General features: G+C 29.7%; 17 protein-coding genes and 1 tRNA gene. 9 read left to right on the plus strand and 9 right to left on the minus strand.

The window, feature by feature from the left end; genetic code table 11:
- Positions 1 to 45 precede the first annotated feature (45 nt).
- Complete coding sequence (gene abc-f / locus L8X30_RS02765) at positions 46 to 1983, minus strand: ribosomal protection-like ABC-F family protein (protein ID WP_263678893.1); 1938 nt, start codon at positions 1981 to 1983, stop codon at positions 46 to 48.
- 71 nt (positions 1984 to 2054) lie between these two features.
- On the opposite strand from abc-f, the gene L8X30_RS02770 reads away from it, so the two are divergent.
- Positions 2055 to 3185 carry a metallophosphoesterase gene (locus L8X30_RS02770; protein ID WP_263678895.1) on the plus strand — a complete coding sequence of 377 codons (1131 nt, stop codon included), beginning with the start codon at positions 2055 to 2057 and terminating at the stop codon, positions 3183 to 3185.
- Complete coding sequence (locus L8X30_RS02775; protein ID WP_263678897.1) at positions 3186 to 3995, plus strand: phosphatidylserine decarboxylase; 810 nt, start codon at positions 3186 to 3188, stop codon at positions 3993 to 3995.
- On the opposite strand, the gene L8X30_RS02780 is transcribed toward L8X30_RS02775, so the two are convergent.
- From L8X30_RS02780 to L8X30_RS02810, 7 genes are read right to left on the minus strand one after another with little or no spacing between them, the layout of a single operon-like run.
- Entirely contained in the window at positions 3970 to 4260 is a 291-nt protein-coding gene (locus L8X30_RS02780; protein WP_039617937.1) for a FlhB-like flagellar biosynthesis protein, read from the minus strand. The two genes, L8X30_RS02775 and L8X30_RS02780, sit on opposite strands and share 26 nt — an antisense overlap.
- 2 nt (positions 4261 to 4262) lie before the next feature.
- On the minus strand, positions 4263 to 6272 hold the full coding sequence (locus L8X30_RS02785) for a flagellar hook-length control protein FliK (protein ID WP_263678899.1): 2010 nt from the start codon (positions 6270 to 6272) through the stop codon (positions 4263 to 4265).
- Positions 6262 to 7455: an MFS transporter gene (locus L8X30_RS02790; protein ID WP_263679044.1), complete on the minus strand. Its 1194-nt coding sequence runs from the start codon at positions 7453 to 7455 to the stop codon at positions 6262 to 6264. Before L8X30_RS02790 ends, L8X30_RS02785 begins: the two co-directional genes overlap by 11 nt.
- Positions 7452 to 7937, minus strand: coding sequence for a hypothetical protein (locus tag L8X30_RS02795; RefSeq protein ID WP_263678901.1), 486 nt, complete (start codon positions 7935 to 7937; stop codon positions 7452 to 7454). Before L8X30_RS02795 ends, L8X30_RS02790 begins: the two co-directional genes overlap by 4 nt.
- A complete protein-coding gene (locus tag L8X30_RS02800; RefSeq protein WP_263678902.1) occupies positions 7921 to 8199 on the minus strand; it encodes an AtpZ/AtpI family protein in 279 nt (92 codons plus the stop codon). Before L8X30_RS02800 ends, L8X30_RS02795 begins: the two co-directional genes overlap by 17 nt.
- Positions 8196 to 9473, minus strand: a complete 1278-nt coding sequence (hemL, locus tag L8X30_RS02805; RefSeq protein ID WP_263678903.1) for a glutamate-1-semialdehyde 2,1-aminomutase — start codon at positions 9471 to 9473, stop codon at positions 8196 to 8198. Before hemL ends, L8X30_RS02800 begins: the two co-directional genes overlap by 4 nt.
- Positions 9470 to 9814 carry a c-type cytochrome gene (locus L8X30_RS02810; RefSeq protein ID WP_257397032.1) on the minus strand — a complete coding sequence of 115 codons (345 nt, stop codon included), beginning with the start codon at positions 9812 to 9814 and terminating at the stop codon, positions 9470 to 9472. Before L8X30_RS02810 ends, hemL begins: the two co-directional genes overlap by 4 nt.
- Positions 9815 to 9893: 79 nt before the next feature.
- On the opposite strand from L8X30_RS02810, the gene folD reads away from it, so the two are divergent.
- From folD to tgt, 4 genes are all read left to right on the plus strand, one after another.
- Positions 9894 to 10742, plus strand: coding sequence for a bifunctional methylenetetrahydrofolate dehydrogenase/methenyltetrahydrofolate cyclohydrolase FolD (gene folD / locus L8X30_RS02815; RefSeq protein WP_263678904.1), 849 nt, complete (start codon positions 9894 to 9896; stop codon positions 10740 to 10742).
- A complete protein-coding gene (gene lepB, locus L8X30_RS02820; RefSeq protein ID WP_263678905.1) occupies positions 10739 to 11587 on the plus strand; it encodes a signal peptidase I in 849 nt (282 codons plus the stop codon). The genes folD and lepB overlap by 4 nt, the downstream gene beginning before the upstream one ends.
- Positions 11588 to 11749: 162 nt before the next feature.
- Positions 11750 to 12916, plus strand: coding sequence for a pyridoxal phosphate-dependent aminotransferase (locus L8X30_RS02825; RefSeq protein WP_039628197.1), 1167 nt, complete (start codon positions 11750 to 11752; stop codon positions 12914 to 12916).
- A gap of 89 nt (positions 12917 to 13005) precedes the next feature.
- Positions 13006 to 14124 (plus strand): tRNA guanosine(34) transglycosylase Tgt, encoded by a 1119-nt coding sequence (tgt, locus tag L8X30_RS02830; RefSeq protein WP_263678906.1) that lies wholly within the window; start codon positions 13006 to 13008, stop codon positions 14122 to 14124.
- Between the two features lie 6 nt (positions 14125 to 14130).
- Here tgt and L8X30_RS02835 read toward each other — a convergent pair.
- Positions 14131 to 14207: transfer RNA gene (locus L8X30_RS02835), tRNA-Arg, on the minus strand.
- A 120-nt stretch (positions 14208 to 14327) separates the two neighbouring features.
- Here L8X30_RS02835 and L8X30_RS02840 point away from each other — a divergent pair.
- From L8X30_RS02840 to L8X30_RS02850, 3 genes are read left to right on the plus strand one after another with little or no spacing between them, the layout of a single operon-like run.
- On the plus strand, positions 14328 to 15770 hold the full coding sequence (locus L8X30_RS02840; protein WP_039668233.1) for an acetyl-CoA carboxylase subunit A: 1443 nt from the start codon (positions 14328 to 14330) through the stop codon (positions 15768 to 15770).
- Positions 15767 to 16027: a hypothetical protein gene (locus tag L8X30_RS02845; RefSeq protein WP_263678907.1), complete on the plus strand. Its 261-nt coding sequence runs from the start codon at positions 15767 to 15769 to the stop codon at positions 16025 to 16027. Before L8X30_RS02840 ends, L8X30_RS02845 begins: the two co-directional genes overlap by 4 nt.
- Positions 16027 to 16746 (plus strand): arginyltransferase, encoded by a 720-nt coding sequence (locus L8X30_RS02850; RefSeq protein ID WP_263663958.1) that lies wholly within the window; start codon positions 16027 to 16029, stop codon positions 16744 to 16746. Before L8X30_RS02845 ends, L8X30_RS02850 begins: the two co-directional genes overlap by 1 nt.
- Positions 16747 to 16761 lie beyond the last annotated feature (15 nt).

The raw sequence follows: 16761 nt of genomic DNA on the forward strand, positions 1-16761 counted from the left end.
CTTAAATAAATTTGAGTAATTTTATCTTATTTAAAATATATAAAGTTAATCAGTATTTTCACTTTTTTCTAAAATCTCAAAATAAGCTTCTTCTAAAATACTAAGTTCATTTTCTAAGGAATTTAGTTTTTCATAAAGGGTATTTATACCTAGTTCTTGATAGATTGCAGGATTGCTTAGGGCATTTTTGATTTCTTTGATTTCTTCTTCTAATTTATGAATTTTATCAGGATATGAGTTTAAGATTTCATTTTCTTTATAGCTTAGTTTTTTATTTGATTTTTCTTTTGTTTTTACACTTGTTGTGGTGTTTGTTTCTAAACTTTTGGAAAATTTTTCAAAGTCCTTGTATTCTTTTTCATTTTCTAAATACTCACTATAAGAAAGAACTTCTATGTTAATCTTTGCATTCTCTTCAAAAGCATAAAGTTTAGTTGCTATTTTATCAACAAAGTATCTATCATGTGATACAAGCAAAATCGCACCTTCAAAAGAAAGTAAATATTCTTCTAAAATATTAATTGTAGCTATGTCCAAATCATTTGTTGGTTCATCTAAGATTAATACATCATATTCTTTAGTAAAAAGCAAGGCTAAGGCAACTCTGTTTTTCTCGCCCCCACTTAACACACACACACTTTGTTCTAAAAATTCTTTTGGAAATAAAAATTGTTTTAAATATCCATAAACATGCATATTTTTACCACGCACTTGAATATGATCACCGCCATTTGGGCAAAAAATTTCTAAAAGTTTTTTATCGGTATTGAGTAAGCTTCTGCTTTGATCAAAATAGCCTATTTTAACTTCACCTCTTTTAATTTCTCCACTATCAAGTGGAATTTGATCAAGTAAAATTTTTAAAAAAGTAGATTTACCACAGCCATTTTTACCTACTATGGCTATGCGTTCACCTTGTAAAATTCGTGCATTAAAGTCCTTAAAAAGTGTCTTGTTAGCGATAGATTTTGAGATATTTTTAAGTTCAAAAAGCATTTTTTTACGATTTTGACTTTGGGTTTGGTTGAAATTTTTACTTGCTCTTTTAATCTCAAGTTGTAAGCGTTTGATAGCTCCTGGGTTTTTCTTGGCTTCTTCACGCATTTTAAAAATGCGTTCTTTACGCCCTTCGTTACGTTTAAGTCTAGCTTTAACTCCTCTTCTTAACCATTCTTCTTCGCTTTTTAGTTGCTTAAGTAAGGTTTCATGACTTTTAGCTAAGGAAGCTAAAATAGCTGCTTTTTTTTCTAGATATTGTGTGTATCCGCCTTCAAAAACGCTTAATTTTCCTGCTTCTATTTCTACACATTTTTGAGCTATTGCATCGATAAAATATCTATCATGAGAGATGAAAATAACACACATTTTAGAAGCTTTCAATCTTTCTTCTAAAAAGCTACTCATATATACATCTAGATGATTAGTTGGCTCATCAAGCAATAATATATCAGGATTTTTCAGCAAAAGCGTGCAAAGTCCTACACGTCTTATCTCTCCTCCGCTTAAAGAGCAAAGTGCTCTGTCTTTATACTCTAATAGTTTAAACTCTTCTAGTATTCTTTGTATTTTTTGGTCTAAATTCCATGCATCTTTTGAATCTATAAATAAACTTAATTCATCTACTTTCTTTAAATATTCTTTATTTTCAGGATCAAGAGCTAGTTTTTCATTATAGTTTTCAAATTCTTTTAAGGCTTGGTAAATTTCTTCAAGTTCTTTTTTGATAGCCTCACTCACGCTTAAGGTGCTTTCAAAGCTTACTTGTTGGCTTAGCATACCTATGCTAGCGTTATTTTGTTTAATCACTCTACCGCTATCTAGTTTTAAAGTTCCCATAAGGGCTTTTAAAAAACTTGATTTTCCTTCGCCATTTTTGCCTATAATGGCGATTTTTTCTCCTAAATTTGCACTAAAATTTGCATTTTCTAAAACTATTTTTGTATTAAATTTCTTATTTGCATCGATTAAATCTATTAAAGCCAAATTTCTTTCCCAAATGTTTTTTTGCGATTTTACTTTAAAAAGTATTAATTTTGCTTAAATAAAATTACGCTATGAGAGTGTTTGTTTTTTTTACTTTATTAGTTTTATTTTTTGCTTTGGCAAATTGGTATATTTATAAAAGATTTTTAAGTAAGGTTGATTTTTTAAAACCTTATAAGAAGTTTGTATTAGCTCTTGTTTTAATGGTTTTTGCATGTGAATTAATCTTTTTTGTAAATATGCGTGGGGATTTTTTGCATGAAAAGCTTTATTATATTTTAGCTATTTTTCCTACTATTACTTGCTTTTTCTTGCTTTTTGGAGTGGTTTTTGAAATTGGTTCTTGGATTTTCTTTAACGAAAATAAAAAAGAGCAAATTTTTAGCCTTCAAAGAAGAAAGTTTTTAAAATTAATTTTTGATTCTTGGCTTATTATACTTAGCGTTAGTATGGTGTTTAAAGGCTTTGTAAATGCTATTAGCACACCTAAGGTTAATGAGGTAGATATTAAAATTAAAAATTTAAAAGAAGATTTAAACATAGCTTTGCTTTCTGATGTGCATTTAGGGAAAAATTTAGGTGAAGATTTTTTAAAAACCTTAATTGATGAGGTTAATGCTTTAAATGTTGATATAATCATCATAGCTGGGGATTTAATCGATGCAGATATAGCTAGTATGTCTTATATTAATTTATTAGAAAATTTTAAATCAAAATATGGTACTTATTTTGTTTATGGAAATCATGAGTATTATAATGATATAAATGCAATAAGCAAAAAGCTTAAAACGCTTAAAAATTTCAAAGTTTTAGAAGATGAAAGTATTGATTTTGGAGATTTTACTTTAAGTGGGACTTTGGATTTGGCTGCTAAACGTTTGGGTTTTAAAGAAAGCAATATAGAAAAAATTAAAACTCAAATCAATCAAGAAAAAGTTAATATTTTAATCACGCATCAGCCAAAATATGTAAAAACTTATGATGTGAGTGGGTTTGATTTGATTTTATCAGGACATACACACGCAGGACAAATTTTCCCTTTTTCTTTGCTAGTATATTTAGAGCAAGGCTTTGTGTATGGGCTTTATAAATTAAGCAAAGATAGTTTGCTTTATGTAAGCAGTGGGGCTGGATTTTGGGGGCCTGCTGTGAGATTTTTAGCTCCTAGTGAGATAGCTTTGATTAGATTAAAAGGAGAATGAGTGGGATTTAGCAATAGTGCTTCAAAAATGTTTGGAATCATAGCAAAATATAAATTTCCAAAAATCATACAAAAAAACATTAATAAAGCTTATGTGAATGCTTTTAATATCAATATGAGTGAATTTAAATCCTTAGAAGAATATGAGAGCTTAAATGCTTTATTTACAAGAACTTTGTTAAATGAGCGAGAATTAGAAGATGGCTTTGTAAGTCCAAGTGATGGTAAAATTTTAGAACTTGGAAGTAGTTTTCAAAATGACTTAAAAGAAAATTTAGCCTTTAGCATTAAAGGTTCAAGTTATAGCATAGAAGAGCTTTTAAAAAACTCAGCTAGCAAAGAAGAATTAGAAAATGGCATAGATTATGCAAATATTTATCTATCTCCAAAAGATTATCATCATTATCACGCACCTTGTAATATGCAAATTTTAAGTGCTACTTATATGAGCGGGGCTTTATTTAGTGTGAGTGAGGCAAAGTTGGCTAAGATTATAAACCTTTATACTAAAAATGAAAGAGTAGTTTTAAAGTGCTTAGTGGAAGGAAAATTTATACTTTGGATGGTATTTGTGGGTGCGCTAAATGTAGGTAAAATGCATTTTAGTTTTGATACTAGTATACAAACTAATGCTGCAAATTTTGATTTTACTCATACTTATGATGGGCTTTTTGCAAAAAAAGGTCAAAGGCTTGGAAATTTTGAGCTAGGTTCGACGATAGTTTTAATTGCCCAAAAAGGGTTTTTAAAATTTAGTAAAAACGCTTATGAGCAAGTTGAATTTTCTAAGAAGATTGCGGATTTTGCTTAGTCTCATCTTCATTAGCAACTTTATATAAAAAGGCAAAAATTTCAGCCACTGCTTTATACATATTAGGTGGGATTTCATCGCCCAAGTCAAGCTTGCTAAGAACTTCTACTAAGTCTTTGTCTTCTTTTATGGGTATGCCATTTTCTTTAGCTAAAGAGATGATTTTAGCAGCGTTTTCACCTTTAGCATTAGCTAGAATTTTTGGTGCATTTTGATCTTCTTTGTTATAGCCTAGCGCAACAGCTTTTTTTGTTTTTTTAGCCATTTTTAAGCCCTTGTATCAAAACCCATATTAAAGTCATTGTATTCTTCTTGATTGTGAAATTTGCTTTTAACTATATCACTGATGAAAAAATTAGAGCTTAGAAGTCCTACTTTAACCAAGGCTTTTTTTAGCTCATGCGCTCTTTCGTAAAGTTTTTTTCTAAAATTAGCATTTTCTATCATCATATTTATATCGATGTATTTATCATTACTTAGAGATAAAAATACATTGATTTTTCCTAATTTTTCAAATTCAAGATTAATTTGTGCATAAAATTTATCTTTTTTGCCACGTTTAAAGACTACATTAGATTTTTCTAAATCATCCCAAAAGAAAGGTAAAAAAGTATGAATGCTATTATTGGCTAAAGATAAAAGCTGATTAAACTCAAGCTGAGCTATAAGACGATTTGCTTGATTTAGTATGCTTTCATTGTCTAAATTTTTAGCTAGATTAGAAACTTGCAAAAGAGTGGATTTGATATCTTTTTGTAATTCTGAAGAAATTTCTGTGCTATCTTTTGGAGTAATTTTTCCAAGATCTTTTATAGAAAGTTCTAATTTTTTTTCTATGTTTTTTATATCATCTAAAGAATTTTTTGCTTCATGATTTTTAGGATCTAAAGCTTTTAAAACCTCATTGAGTTTTCTTCCTATTAGGCCTAATTCTTTGTTTAGATTATTTAAAAGCTCTTCTTGCAAATTTTGGCTAAAATTAAGATTTTTACTTACATTTTGTTTGAAAATATCTTCTAGTAAAATTTTGCCTGAAGTACTTTTAAATATATCTTCCAATTTAGTGTTATTTGTTTGCAAATTTTGACTTTTGCTATCATTTTTGCTTGGTTCTTCAGCATTTTTTTGTAGTGTTTTTGGTTCTTCTTTAGGATTTTCTTTGATATCTTTGCTTTGTGGTGTTTTTTCTTCTTTTGTGTTTTGAATTTCTTTATCTTTTACTATGCTTTCTTGTTTTTGTTGAGTTTCTTTTTTATCCTCTGTGTTTTTTTGTGGAGTTTTTATTTCCTCTTTTAACTCTTCTTTGATGTCTTTAGTATGTGGAGTTTTATTTAAATTTTCTTGTGTTGTTTCAGTTTTGTTTTTGTGATTTTTGATATCTTTTAAAAGCGTTATAAGATCTTTAATGTTTTGACTAAGTTCTTTTAGTATATGCGTATTTTGAATTTTTATATTTTCAGGTTTGGCTAGTTCTTTATTGATAAGTGCTAAATTTTTATTAAGATTTTTAATGAAATTATTAGCAATATTTTGTAGCTTTTCTTGATTAATGGAGTTTGGATTTTTATTGATATAGTTTTTAAAATTTTCTATTTTATCAAATAGTTTAAAAAGTGTCTTGTAGTTTGTATTTTCTAAAGAAATTTTATTATCTTTTTTGTGATTTTGTAAGATGTGAATAAGTTCTTTCAGTGTACTTGTGGTGTCAAGATTTTTAAGATCTAAATTACTTATATCGCGTTTTAGATTTTCACTAGTAGCTCCTTTTATGGTATTTAAAAGATTAAAAAAGCTTTGTGGTAAATTTTGCTCTTTTAAAGAATGATTGAGTTTTGCTTCTAAAAATACACCTGAATTTTTTACCAAAGATGAAAGATTTTTATTGTTGATATCTTTAGCGGGTTTAACTAGATCTTCTAAAACTTTAAGCAGTTTTTCAAATTCAGGTTTTTTAGAAAGCTCTGCTTGAAGTTTTTTAACTTCATTGGCAAAATTAGGTGCAAAATTTAAATCTTTGTGATTTTTTAATACTGCTAAATCAGGATCTTTGTTGGTTTTGATTTGATCTAAAAGTTTATTTAATAATTCTTGTAATTTTTGATCGATTTTGCTTACATAATCTTTAGGTAATTTGATTTCGGGATCATTTTTAGAAAATAAAGGATTTTTTAAAGCATCAATAAGTGAGGTTTTTTTGTCTGATTTCTCGCTTTTGTTCTCTTTGTTTGTTTCGTTTTTTGCAAATTGATTTTGATTGTTAGAAATATTAGTTATCATCTAGCATTACCATATTACCTGGTTTTCTTTTAAATTTGGTTAGATTTTTAAATTTTGGTTTATCTATAGCAAAGGCAATTAAAACAGTCAATAAAACGATGTAAAAATACATAAAACCATTGCCTTCAAAATAATACATCAAAGTTCCAAGCACAGCAGGCGCAAATAAAGCGCCAAAAGAATAAGTAAAAAGAACGGCTCTACCTAGCTCAACTCTTTTGCTAGAATCATCAAGCATATCATTTGCTCTGGCTAAAGAAAGAGCGTATAAACAACACATACCCATACCTAGTAAAAAGCTAAAAAAGTATTTTAAATAAATATTATAACTTAATAACAAAATACAAAGCATAGCACTTAAAGCGGTAAAAGCACATAAAATAATAGCAAATTTACGACTAATTTTATCAGAAAGGGTTCCGATGAAAAGTTGAGATATAAACCCTCCTAACATGGTACAAAATATAAAAATCGACGCCTCTTTTGCGCCAAATCCTTGTATAAGTATAAATAAAGAAGCCATGGAGAAAAATCCATTTAAAAGCATACCTGCTATAAAGCTTGTCACTAAAGCTAAAGGCACTATATCAAAAACTTTAGGGATGGAAATTTTGGTTTTTTGTGGTAAAACCGGCTCTTTAATACGGATTAAAAATAAAGGAATAGAAGCAAACATAATAAAACTAGCGCTTAAAATAAATACTGTATTACTTGGGAAGTCAAATGACATAAGTAAAATTCCAAAGCCTGATGATGAATAAAATACTACTTCATAAAAGGCTATTACTCTTGAGCGAATAGCATTTTTTGCTTTTTCATTAAGCCATGATTCTATGACCATTAAAAGTGCATAGTAACAAAAACCAAGCAAAAATCTCAAAACCATCCAAAAATAAAGATTAGAGTTTAAACTATGAAGCATAGTAGCTATACCAAAAATGATGGCAAAAATTCCAAAAGATCTTATATGTCCTACTTTAGAGACTATCCTATGAGCACTAATAGTGCTTACCATAGCACCAAGAAAATAACAACTTCCTATTATCCCTATATAAAAATTACTAACATCGTTATGTTTTAAAATAATTGCTATAGAATTTACCGTTAAAGCACTTCCTATAAAAACAAAAATCATACCAAAAAACAATGCAGTTAATGATCTAATCGTTCTCTTTGAGCTCAACATTTTCTTATTAAAAAATTATATATTAATACCGCTATGGGTGTGACAAACATTGCACAAAACAAGGCAAAAATACTCATTAAGCCTTGAAACTCTAAAAATAAAAATCCTGCTATTAAAAATACATAAGCAAAAATTTTAAACAAAGAAAAAAAAGCTAATGCGTTTTTAAAAATACTTTTAAATTTTGGTTTTAAATCGTCATCTATATGGATAAATTTTATAATTTTTGGCAAAGAATGTTGTTTTTTAGCAAAAATTTGCAAAGGCCTTTGTGTAAAATCATAATTTTTAGCTGCTTTAAAAATAAAATTTTTATAATTTAAAAAAGATATCAGAATGATTAAATTTTGAGCCAAAAATCCAAATTCAAAGCTTATAAAGGTTTTAAAGCTTAATTCTTTATAGAAAAAAACTCCTGCTAAGAAAAGTAAATTCAATCCTAGCAAGAGTTTTAGTAAAATTTTAGGCTTTAGGATCATTTTTTAAATCTTTATAGCGATTTTCTTCTTTAAATTCCTCATAGCTTTTTACTTGTGCTTTGTAAGCTTTGTAAACATTTAAAATCGCTGCAGCTACTCCTATAAACACTCCTACCCAAAAAAGCCAAATAATGCCGGTTAAGTTTTTTAAAAAATAGCCTATGCCAACTCCGATTAAAACAGCTACAACCATGGATATGCCAAGGCTTAATCCATCTGCAGCTTCTATACCTTTGCGAATGATTTTTTGTCTTTTATTCATAGGGCTTTAAAACTTTCTTGTGCTGCTTGTATGGTTTTATCAATGATTTTTTTATCCATACATTCACATATAAAACCTGTTTCAAATTGAGATGGTGCTAAATACACACCTTTGCTTAGCATTTGTGCATGAAATTTAGCAAATAATTTAGTATCTGATTTTAAAGCATCTTGATAATTATTAACAGGGTTTTCACAAAAGAAAAATCCAAACATAGAACCAACGCAATTAACTTGCAAAGGAATTTTGCAATCATTTGCAGCTTCTTTAAAGCCTTGAGTAAGTCTTTTACCTAGTTTTTCTAATTTTTCATATAAACCTTCATAATTTCTTGCTTTTTTTAAGCTCGCATAACCTGCAGCCATAGCAAGAGGATTGCCACTTAGTGTTCCTGCTTGATATACCCCGCCCAAAGGACTTAATAAATCCATAATTTCAGCTCTTGCAGCAAAAGCAGCCGCAGGCATACCTCCGCCTATAACCTTACCAAAAGTTACTATATCAGCTTTTATATTATTAATTCCAAAAGAGCCTAGGTATGAAGCTCTAAAACCACTCATAACTTCATCAAAAATTAAAAGAATTTGATGCTCATCACATAGTTTTCTTAGCTCTTGTAAAAATTCTATTTTAGCAGGTACTAAGCCCATGTTTCCTGCAATTGGCTCTATAATGATACAAGCTATATTATCATCATTATTGATTAAGTTTTTAACACTATCAATGTCATTATAAATAGCTACTAGAGTATTTTTAGCTACATCGGTTAATACTCCTAGTGAGCTTGGGGTGTTAAAAGTAGCGGCGCCACTTCCAGCACTTACTAGTAAAGAATCAGAATGCCCATGATAACATCCTTCAAATTTGATGATTTTATCTTTTTTGCTAAATCCTCTTGCAAGACGAATAGCACTCATAGTAGCTTCTGTGCCACTACTTACAAAGCGTATTTTGTCTAAATGCGGCCAATCTTTTAGGATAAATTTAGCTAATTTAGTTTCAGCTAGGGTTGGTGCGCCAAAGCTTGAACCATGTTCTAAAGCTTTTTTACAAGCTTTTTCAATATCCTCATCACAATGTCCAAAAAGTAAAGGTCCCCAGCTTTGTACATAATCTATATAAGTATTATCTTCTATATCGCTAATATAAACACCTTTTCCTTGCTTGATAAATAAAGGATTGCTACCTACACTTGCAAAAGCACGCACAGGAGAATCAACCCCGCCTGCTATATATTCACAAGCTTCTTCAAAGGCTTTTTTATTATTTTTCATTTTTTACTCCTTTTGTTGTTAGTAATATAATCATAAAGCGATTTCATCTCATCTTCTGTTAATGAGTAAGTCGGCATAATGCTTTTTGCTTCCTGAGGTTGGCTTAGAATTTCTCTAAAACGTGTATAAGGAGTGTTTTTAATACTTGGCACTATAAAAGGAGTTTTTTCTCCATTTTTAGTATAATATCCTAGTGTTTGTTGTCCTCCATCACCATGACATTTAGCACAACTTATGCCTCTTGGATTTTTGTAAAGGGATTCTTGGTATTCTTTAGGTGAGATAAAATCTTCAGCCCAAACACCATAAACTATAAAAAACAAAAATAAAATAATTTTCATTTATCACCTTTAACAAAAAAGAAGTTTTATTATGATACAATTTTTTAAGTTAAAGAAAGCTATAAATTTAAGGAAAGAAATGACACTTTTAGATGGTAAAAAGTTAAGTGATGAGATAAAAAATAATCTAAAACAAGAAGTATTAGAACTTAAAACCCAAAGTATAGAGCCTTGTTTGGCCGTGATTTTGGTAGGTGAAGATCCTGCTAGTGCTACTTATGTGGGTTCTAAAGCAAAGGCTTGCGAGCAATGTGGGATTAAGTCTTTGGTTTATAGACTTGATGTAAACACAACTCAAAATGAACTTTTGGCTTTGATTAATACTTTAAATCATGATGATAGTGTTGATGGAATTTTAGTTCAGCTTCCATTACCAGCACATATTAATAAAGATATCATCCTAGAAAGTATTAATTTCAATAAAGATGTAGATGGTTTTCATCCTTTTAATGTCGGGAATTTAAATTTAAATTTAAAAGGTGGTTTTTTGCCATGTACGCCTTTGGGTGTTATGAAAATTTTAGAGCATTATGATATAAAATTACAAGGTGCTGATGTGATTGTAATAGGAGCTTCTAATATAGTAGGTCGTCCTATGGCTACGCTTTTATTAAATGCTAATGCTAGTGTGAGTATTTGTCATATTTATACAAAAGATTTAAAAGCTTATACAAAAAATGCTGATATTATCATCGTAGCGGCAGGTTGTCCAAATCTTTTAAAAGAAGATATGGTTAAAGAGGGTGTGATAGTAGTTGATGTAGGGATTAATAGGGTTGATGGGAAAATAGTGGGTGATGTTGATTTTGAAAATGTAAGCAAAAAAGCTAGTTATATTACTCCTGTACCAGGTGGAGTAGGACCTATGACTATAGCAATGCTTTTAGAAAATACTATAAAATCAGCTAAAAATAGGATTAAAAAATGAATTTTCTGAAAAAAATCTATAAATTTACGCAATCTTGGACAGGAACTTTAATAGTTGTTTTATTGATTATATTTTTCTTTATACAAGCTTTTACCATACCAAGTGGTTCTATGAAAAATACTTTATTAGTGGGGGATTTTTTATTTGTAAAAAAATTCTCTTATGGTATTCCAACTCCGCATATTCCTTGGATAGAAGTGCCTGTTTTACCTGATTTTAATAAAAATGGACATTTAGTAAGTGCTGAGGGTCCTAAAAGAGGAGATATTGTAGTATTTAGATATCCACATGAGCCAAAAATCCACTATGTAAAAAGATGTGTGGCTAAGGGCGGAGATGAGGTTATTTTTGCAAATAAAACCTTATATGTGCGTATGGTTGAGGGTGATGAATATATGAAAGATTATTATCCTAATAAAACAAAAATCATAGGCGGAAGGCTTTTTGTAAAAGAACCTTTTGTAGAAAAAGGAATACATTATGATTCTAGAGTGGATATAGAAAGTGTATTTTTTCGCTATTTAAATTTAGGTCAATTTGCTATGAAGCCCGCTTCTTTTGATGAATTAGGTGCTAATAATATTTATGGTTTTAATGCTTATTATTATAAAGTTCCTGAAAATGAGTATTTTATGATGGGAGATAACCGTGATCACTCTAGTGATAGTAGATTTTGGGGGAGTGTAGATTATAAATATATAGTTGGTCAACCTTGGTTTATTTATTTTTCATGGGATGAAAATAAAAAAGTTAGATGGGAAAGAGTAGGGCGTTTGGTTGAAACTATAGAAAAAGATGAGCGTTTTATCCATCATAATGAAAGCGATATAGAAGCTTTGGAATAATTACTCAAAGAAACAATATAAAATTTTTATGTGTAGAAAATGTATAGTTTCTACACAAATTTATAAAAATATACACTCTTAATTTTATTCGTAGATTTTTTTAAGCTCCAAGTTGTAACAATTAACACAAATAAAAATCAAAGCAAAAATAAAGGATAAAAAATGCTAAGTCAAAGATCTCAAAATCTAGGAGAATCCTTAACTTTAGTAATGACTGATATAGCCAAAACTTTAAAAGCAAATGGTGAAAAAGTTATTAGTTTTTCAGCAGGTGAGCCTGATTTTGATACTCCAGAAATCATTAAAAAAGCAGCAATTGAAGCTATTGAAAAAGGTTGCGGGGCTTATACGCCAGTTGTGGGTATAAAAGAAGTTATAGAAGCTATACAATATAAATTTAAAAATGATAATAATTTAGAATATAAAGCAAGTGAAATCATTACTAATGTTGGTGCTAAACATTCTTTGTTTATGGCAATTGAGTGTTTAGTTGAAGAAGGTGATGAGGTTATTATACCAAGTCCTTATTGGGTAAGTTACCCTGAAATGGTGAAATTTGCAGGTGGAACTCCTGTGTTTATAGAAGGTGAAGCAAAAAATGGCTTTAAAATTACTCCTGAGCAATTAAAACAAGCTATTACTCCAAAAACAAAGGTTTTGATGTTTAATTCCCCATCAAATCCTACAGGTGCTATATATTCTAAAGAAGAAATTACTGCTTTAGCTAAGGTTTTAGAGGGAACTAAAATCGTGGTTTTGAGTGATGAGATTTATGAAAAATTAGTTTATGATGGAGAATTTTGTGCTTTTGCACAAGTGAGCGAAGATGCTTTAAATAGAACTGTAAGTATTAATGGTCTTAGTAAATGCGGTGCTATGCCAGGATGGCGTTTTGGCTATATGGCAAGCAAAATGAGTGAGTTTAATAATGCTGTTAAAAAATTACAAGGACAAAGCACTTCAAATATCTGCTCAATCATTCAGCATGCAGCTTTACCGGCCTTGCTTGGAAAAGCAGATAGCGATATTGAAATGATGAGGCAAGCCTTTTTAAAGCGTAGAGAATTAGCGTGTGAAATTTTAGCCAAAAGTGATAAGTTAAAATTAGAACAAATTCCACAAGGAGCTTTTTATTTATTTATATCTTGCAAAGAAGTTGATAATGATTCTATGAGATTTTGTAAAAGACTGCTAGAAGAGCAAAAAGTAGCTTTGGTGCCAGGTATTGGTTTTGGCATGGAAGGGTATTTTAGGCTCTCTTATGCAACTAATGAAAAAGATATTATTGAAGGTTGTGAAAAAATCGTTGAATTTGTAAAAAACTACTAAAATCTTAAGCCTGTTAAAAACAGGCTTTCTTTCAAAAAAACTTATAAGCAAGTCTTTGGTATGATTATGTAAAAAATATAGGAAAATCAATGGAATTTGAAGTTCAATATAAAAGTGCAAATGCTAGAGCTTGTCGTATAAAAACTACACATAGTGAAATTTTAACTCCCATCTTTATGCCAGTTGGAACTTTGGCTGCGATTAAAAGTTTAGATGCTGTTGATATGAGTGAGATTTTAAACGCAAAAATCATTTTAGCAAATACTTATCATTTGTATTTAAGACCAGGATCTAAGGTGATTAAACAAATGGGTGGCTTGCATGGTTTTAGTAAATTTAATGGATCTTTTTTAACAGATAGTGGAGGCTTTCAAGCTTTTTCTTTAAGTAAAAATTCCAAACCTGATGAAAAAGGAATTCAATTTAAAAGTCATATTGATGGAAGTTTGCATTATTTTACTCCACAAAGTGTTTTAGATGCTCAGTATGATTTTAACTCAGACATTATGATGATTTTAGATGATTTAGTGGCTTTGCCTACAAGTAAAGAAAGGATAGAGCTTTCTTTAAAACGTACTATAAAATGGGCAAAAGAAGCTATTGATTATCATAAATTAAAGCAAAACCAAGGTGTAGGAATAGGGCAAAATATCTTTGGTATTATCCAAGGTGGAACGGATTTTGAAGCTAGAAAAATTTGTTCTCAAGCACTTTGTGAGATGGATTTTGATGGACTTGCTATAGGTGGATTGAGCGTAGGAGAAGAAAATGAGGCTATGTATGATACGGTTGAAGCTATGATGCCTTATGTGGATAACAATCGCCCTAGATATTTAATGGGAGTTGGCACACCTGAAGATTTGGTAGAAAATGTAGCAAGAGGTGTTGATATGTTTGATTGTGTGATGCCAACAAGAAATGCAAGAAATGGAACTTTATTTACTAGCTTTGGAAAATTTAATATCAAAAAAGCAAATTTTATCACTGATCATGCTCCTATAGACAGCAAATGTTCTTGCTATACATGTAAGAATTTTTCAAGGGCTTATTTAAATCATTTATTTAAAGCTAAAGAATTAACCTTTTTTAGACTCGCAAGTATTCATAATTTGCATTATTATCTAAATTTGGTAAAGCAAATGCGTGAAGCTATTATCAAAGATGAATTTGAAAATTTTAGAAAAGAATTTTATAGACAAAGAATGTAAGTAAAGTGGTACGCCCAAGAGGATTCGAACCTCTGACCTTTTGAACCGCAATCAAATGCTCTATCCAGCTGAGCTATGGGCGCAAAATAAAAGAGTAATTTTATCAAAAAATTCTTAAAATTAGCAAAAATAAGTAATTTTATAGAATTTTTATATTTTTATGCTAATCTTCTTTGAATAATATTTTAGCTTAAGGCAAAGTAATGATACATAAGATTTTAATAGCTAATAGAGGTGAGATTGCAGTAAGGGTAATCCGTGCTTGTAGGGATTTGCATATAAAAAGTGTTGCTGTTTATACTGAACCTGATCATGAGTGTTTGCATGTAAAAGTTGCTGATGAAGCATATAGAATAGGAACTGATGCTATAAGAGGGTATTTAGATGGCAAAAGAATAGTTGAAATTGCTAAAGCTTGTGGAGCCGATGCTATACATCCTGGATATGGCTTTTTAAGTGAAAATTATGAGTTTGCTAAAGAATGCGAAGAAGCAGGGATTATCTTTATAGGACCAAAATCAGATGTTATCCGTAAAATGGGAAATAAAAATATAGCAAGATATTTAATGAAAAAAAATGGAATTCCTGTAGTTCCAGGTACTGAAAAATTAAATCATTGTACATTAGAAGAGATAAAACTTCAAGCTTTAAAAATAGGTTATCCAGTGATTTTAAAAGCCAGTGGTGGCGGTGGTGGTAGAGGTATACGCGTAGTACATAAAGAAGAAGATTTAGAAAAATCTTTTGAAGCTTGTAAGAGAGAGGCATTAAGCTTTTTTAAAAATGATGAAGTTTTTATGGAAAAATATGTTATTAATCCAAGGCATATTGAGTTTCAAATTTTAGCAGATAATTATGGTAATATCATTCATCTTTGTGAAAGAGATTGCTCAATACAAAGAAGACATCAAAAAATCATTGAAATAGCACCTTGTCCAAGTATCTCAGAAAAACTAAGAAAAACCATAGGAGTTACCGCAGTAGCTGCTGCAAAAGCTGTGGGTTATACGAATGTTGGGACGGTTGAGTTTTTACTTGATGATTATAATAGATTTTATTTTATGGAAATGAATACAAGAATTCAAGTAGAACACCCAATCACAGAAGAAATCACAGGAATTGATCTTATCACAAGACAAATTCGTATAGCAAATGGGGAAATTTTAGATCTTGAACAAAGTGATATAAAACCAAGAGGTTTTGCGATAGAAGCTAGGATTACAGCAGAAAATGTATGGAAAAATTTCATTCCAAGTCCGGGCAAAATCACAGAATATTTTCCAGCTTTAGGGCCATCTGTAAGAGTGGATAGTCATTTATATAAAGACTATACCGTGCCACCTTATTATGATTCTTTGCTTGCAAAATTAATCGTTAAAGGTTCAAGTTATGATAGTGCGGTTAATAGACTCGAGAGGGCTTTGAAAGAATTTGTGATTGATGATATTAGAACAACTGTGCCATTTTTGATTGCAATTACCAAAATAAGAGAATTTAGAAGAGGGTATTTTGATACTTCTTTTATAGAAACACATATGGAAGAGCTTTTAGAAAAAACAGAAGATAGACACCAAGAAAACAAAGAAGAAGTAATTGCTGCAATAGCTGCGACTTTACAAAAGATAAAAGAAAGTAGACAATCATGAGTTTTTTAGATGAATTAAAAGATATAAAAAAAGCACTCCAAAAAGAACAAGGTCAAACAAAAAAAGAAAAGGTTAAAGCGAGTAAAAGTGGAGTAAGTATGAAAAATACTGACTTAGATGCTATACAAAAAGATTTAGCTAAGCAAAAGGAAGATAAAAAACAAGAGCAAGAATTTGAAGATATGTTTTTAAAAGAAGAGCGTTTGGCCAATGAATTTATGGAATTTGTAAAAAATAGCGATATTAAAAAGATCTAATGAATAATATTATTGGTTTTTGTACTTTAGAAGAAGAATGCCCTTATCTTGAAAATAGGTACTGTAGAAATGAGTATAATTATATATCTTTTATCACAAAAACACAAAATCAAGAACTAGTTTCAAGAGGTTGGCGTCGCTTTGGTTCGTATTTTTCAAGACCAATATGTAATGATTGCAATGAATGTCAAAATTTACGTATTTTAGTAGAAAATTTTCATTTTAGCAAAAGTTATCGCAGGGTTTTGAAAAAAAATACAGCCACTAAAATAATCTTACAAAAACCTTCTTTAAGTGATGAGCATTTATTGCTTTATGAAAAATATCACCATTACCAAAAAGATAAAAGAAATTGGAAAATTTATGATTTAAATTTTAGAAAATATTATAATCTTTATGTAGATAATGCTGGTACTTTTGGATATGAGCTTGATTTTTATATAGACAATAAGTTAGTTTGTGTTGATTTGATTGATATTTTAGAAGATGGAATTTCTAGTATATATTGTTTTTATGATCCTGATTTTTCCCATCTAAGTCTTGGTAAATACTCACTTTTAACAGAAATTAAACTTGCACAATTAAAAAAATTAAAATATATTTATTTGGGATATTTTGTAAAAGGGTGTCAATCTTTAGCATATAAAGCCGATTATAGTCCAAATGAAATTTTAAAACACACTAGTGCTTTAAATGAGCAAGCATTTTTGTGGAGTTAGGTTTATAGAGAGGAT

Source organism: Campylobacter sp. CNRCH_2015_0338h (genome assembly GCF_025772785.1).
Taxonomy (GTDB): domain Bacteria; phylum Campylobacterota; class Campylobacteria; order Campylobacterales; family Campylobacteraceae; genus Campylobacter_D.

Bases quoted from the DNA above. Each gene is read 5' to 3' on its own strand.
- L8X30_RS02770 (WP_263678895.1), top strand. From the start codon at position 2,055: ATGAGAGTGTTTGTTTTTTTTACTTTATTAGTTTTATTTTTTGCTTTG.
- L8X30_RS02780 (WP_039617937.1), bottom strand. From the start codon at position 4,260: ATGGCTAAAAAAACAAAAAAAGCTGTTGCGCTAGGCTATAACAAAGAA.
- L8X30_RS02785 (WP_263678899.1), bottom strand. From the start codon at position 6,272: ATGATAACTAATATTTCTAACAATCAAAATCAATTTGCAAAAAACGAA.
- L8X30_RS02795 (WP_263678901.1), bottom strand. From the start codon at position 7,937: ATGATCCTAAAGCCTAAAATTTTACTAAAACTCTTGCTAGGATTGAAT.
- L8X30_RS02800 (WP_263678902.1), bottom strand. From the start codon at position 8,199: ATGAATAAAAGACAAAAAATCATTCGCAAAGGTATAGAAGCTGCAGAT.
- hemL (WP_263678903.1), bottom strand. From the start codon at position 9,473: ATGAAAAATAATAAAAAAGCCTTTGAAGAAGCTTGTGAATATATAGCA.
- L8X30_RS02810 (WP_257397032.1), bottom strand. From the start codon at position 9,814: ATGAAAATTATTTTATTTTTGTTTTTTATAGTTTATGGTGTTTGGGCT.
- folD (WP_263678904.1), top strand. From the start codon at position 9,894: ATGACACTTTTAGATGGTAAAAAGTTAAGTGATGAGATAAAAAATAAT.
- lepB (WP_263678905.1), top strand. From the start codon at position 10,739: ATGAATTTTCTGAAAAAAATCTATAAATTTACGCAATCTTGGACAGGA.
- L8X30_RS02825 (WP_039628197.1), top strand. From the start codon at position 11,750: ATGCTAAGTCAAAGATCTCAAAATCTAGGAGAATCCTTAACTTTAGTA.
- tgt (WP_263678906.1), top strand. From the start codon at position 13,006: ATGGAATTTGAAGTTCAATATAAAAGTGCAAATGCTAGAGCTTGTCGT.
- L8X30_RS02840 (WP_039668233.1), top strand. From the start codon at position 14,328: ATGATACATAAGATTTTAATAGCTAATAGAGGTGAGATTGCAGTAAGG.
- L8X30_RS02845 (WP_263678907.1), top strand. From the start codon at position 15,767: ATGAGTTTTTTAGATGAATTAAAAGATATAAAAAAAGCACTCCAAAAA.
- L8X30_RS02850 (WP_263663958.1), top strand. From the start codon at position 16,027: ATGAATAATATTATTGGTTTTTGTACTTTAGAAGAAGAATGCCCTTAT.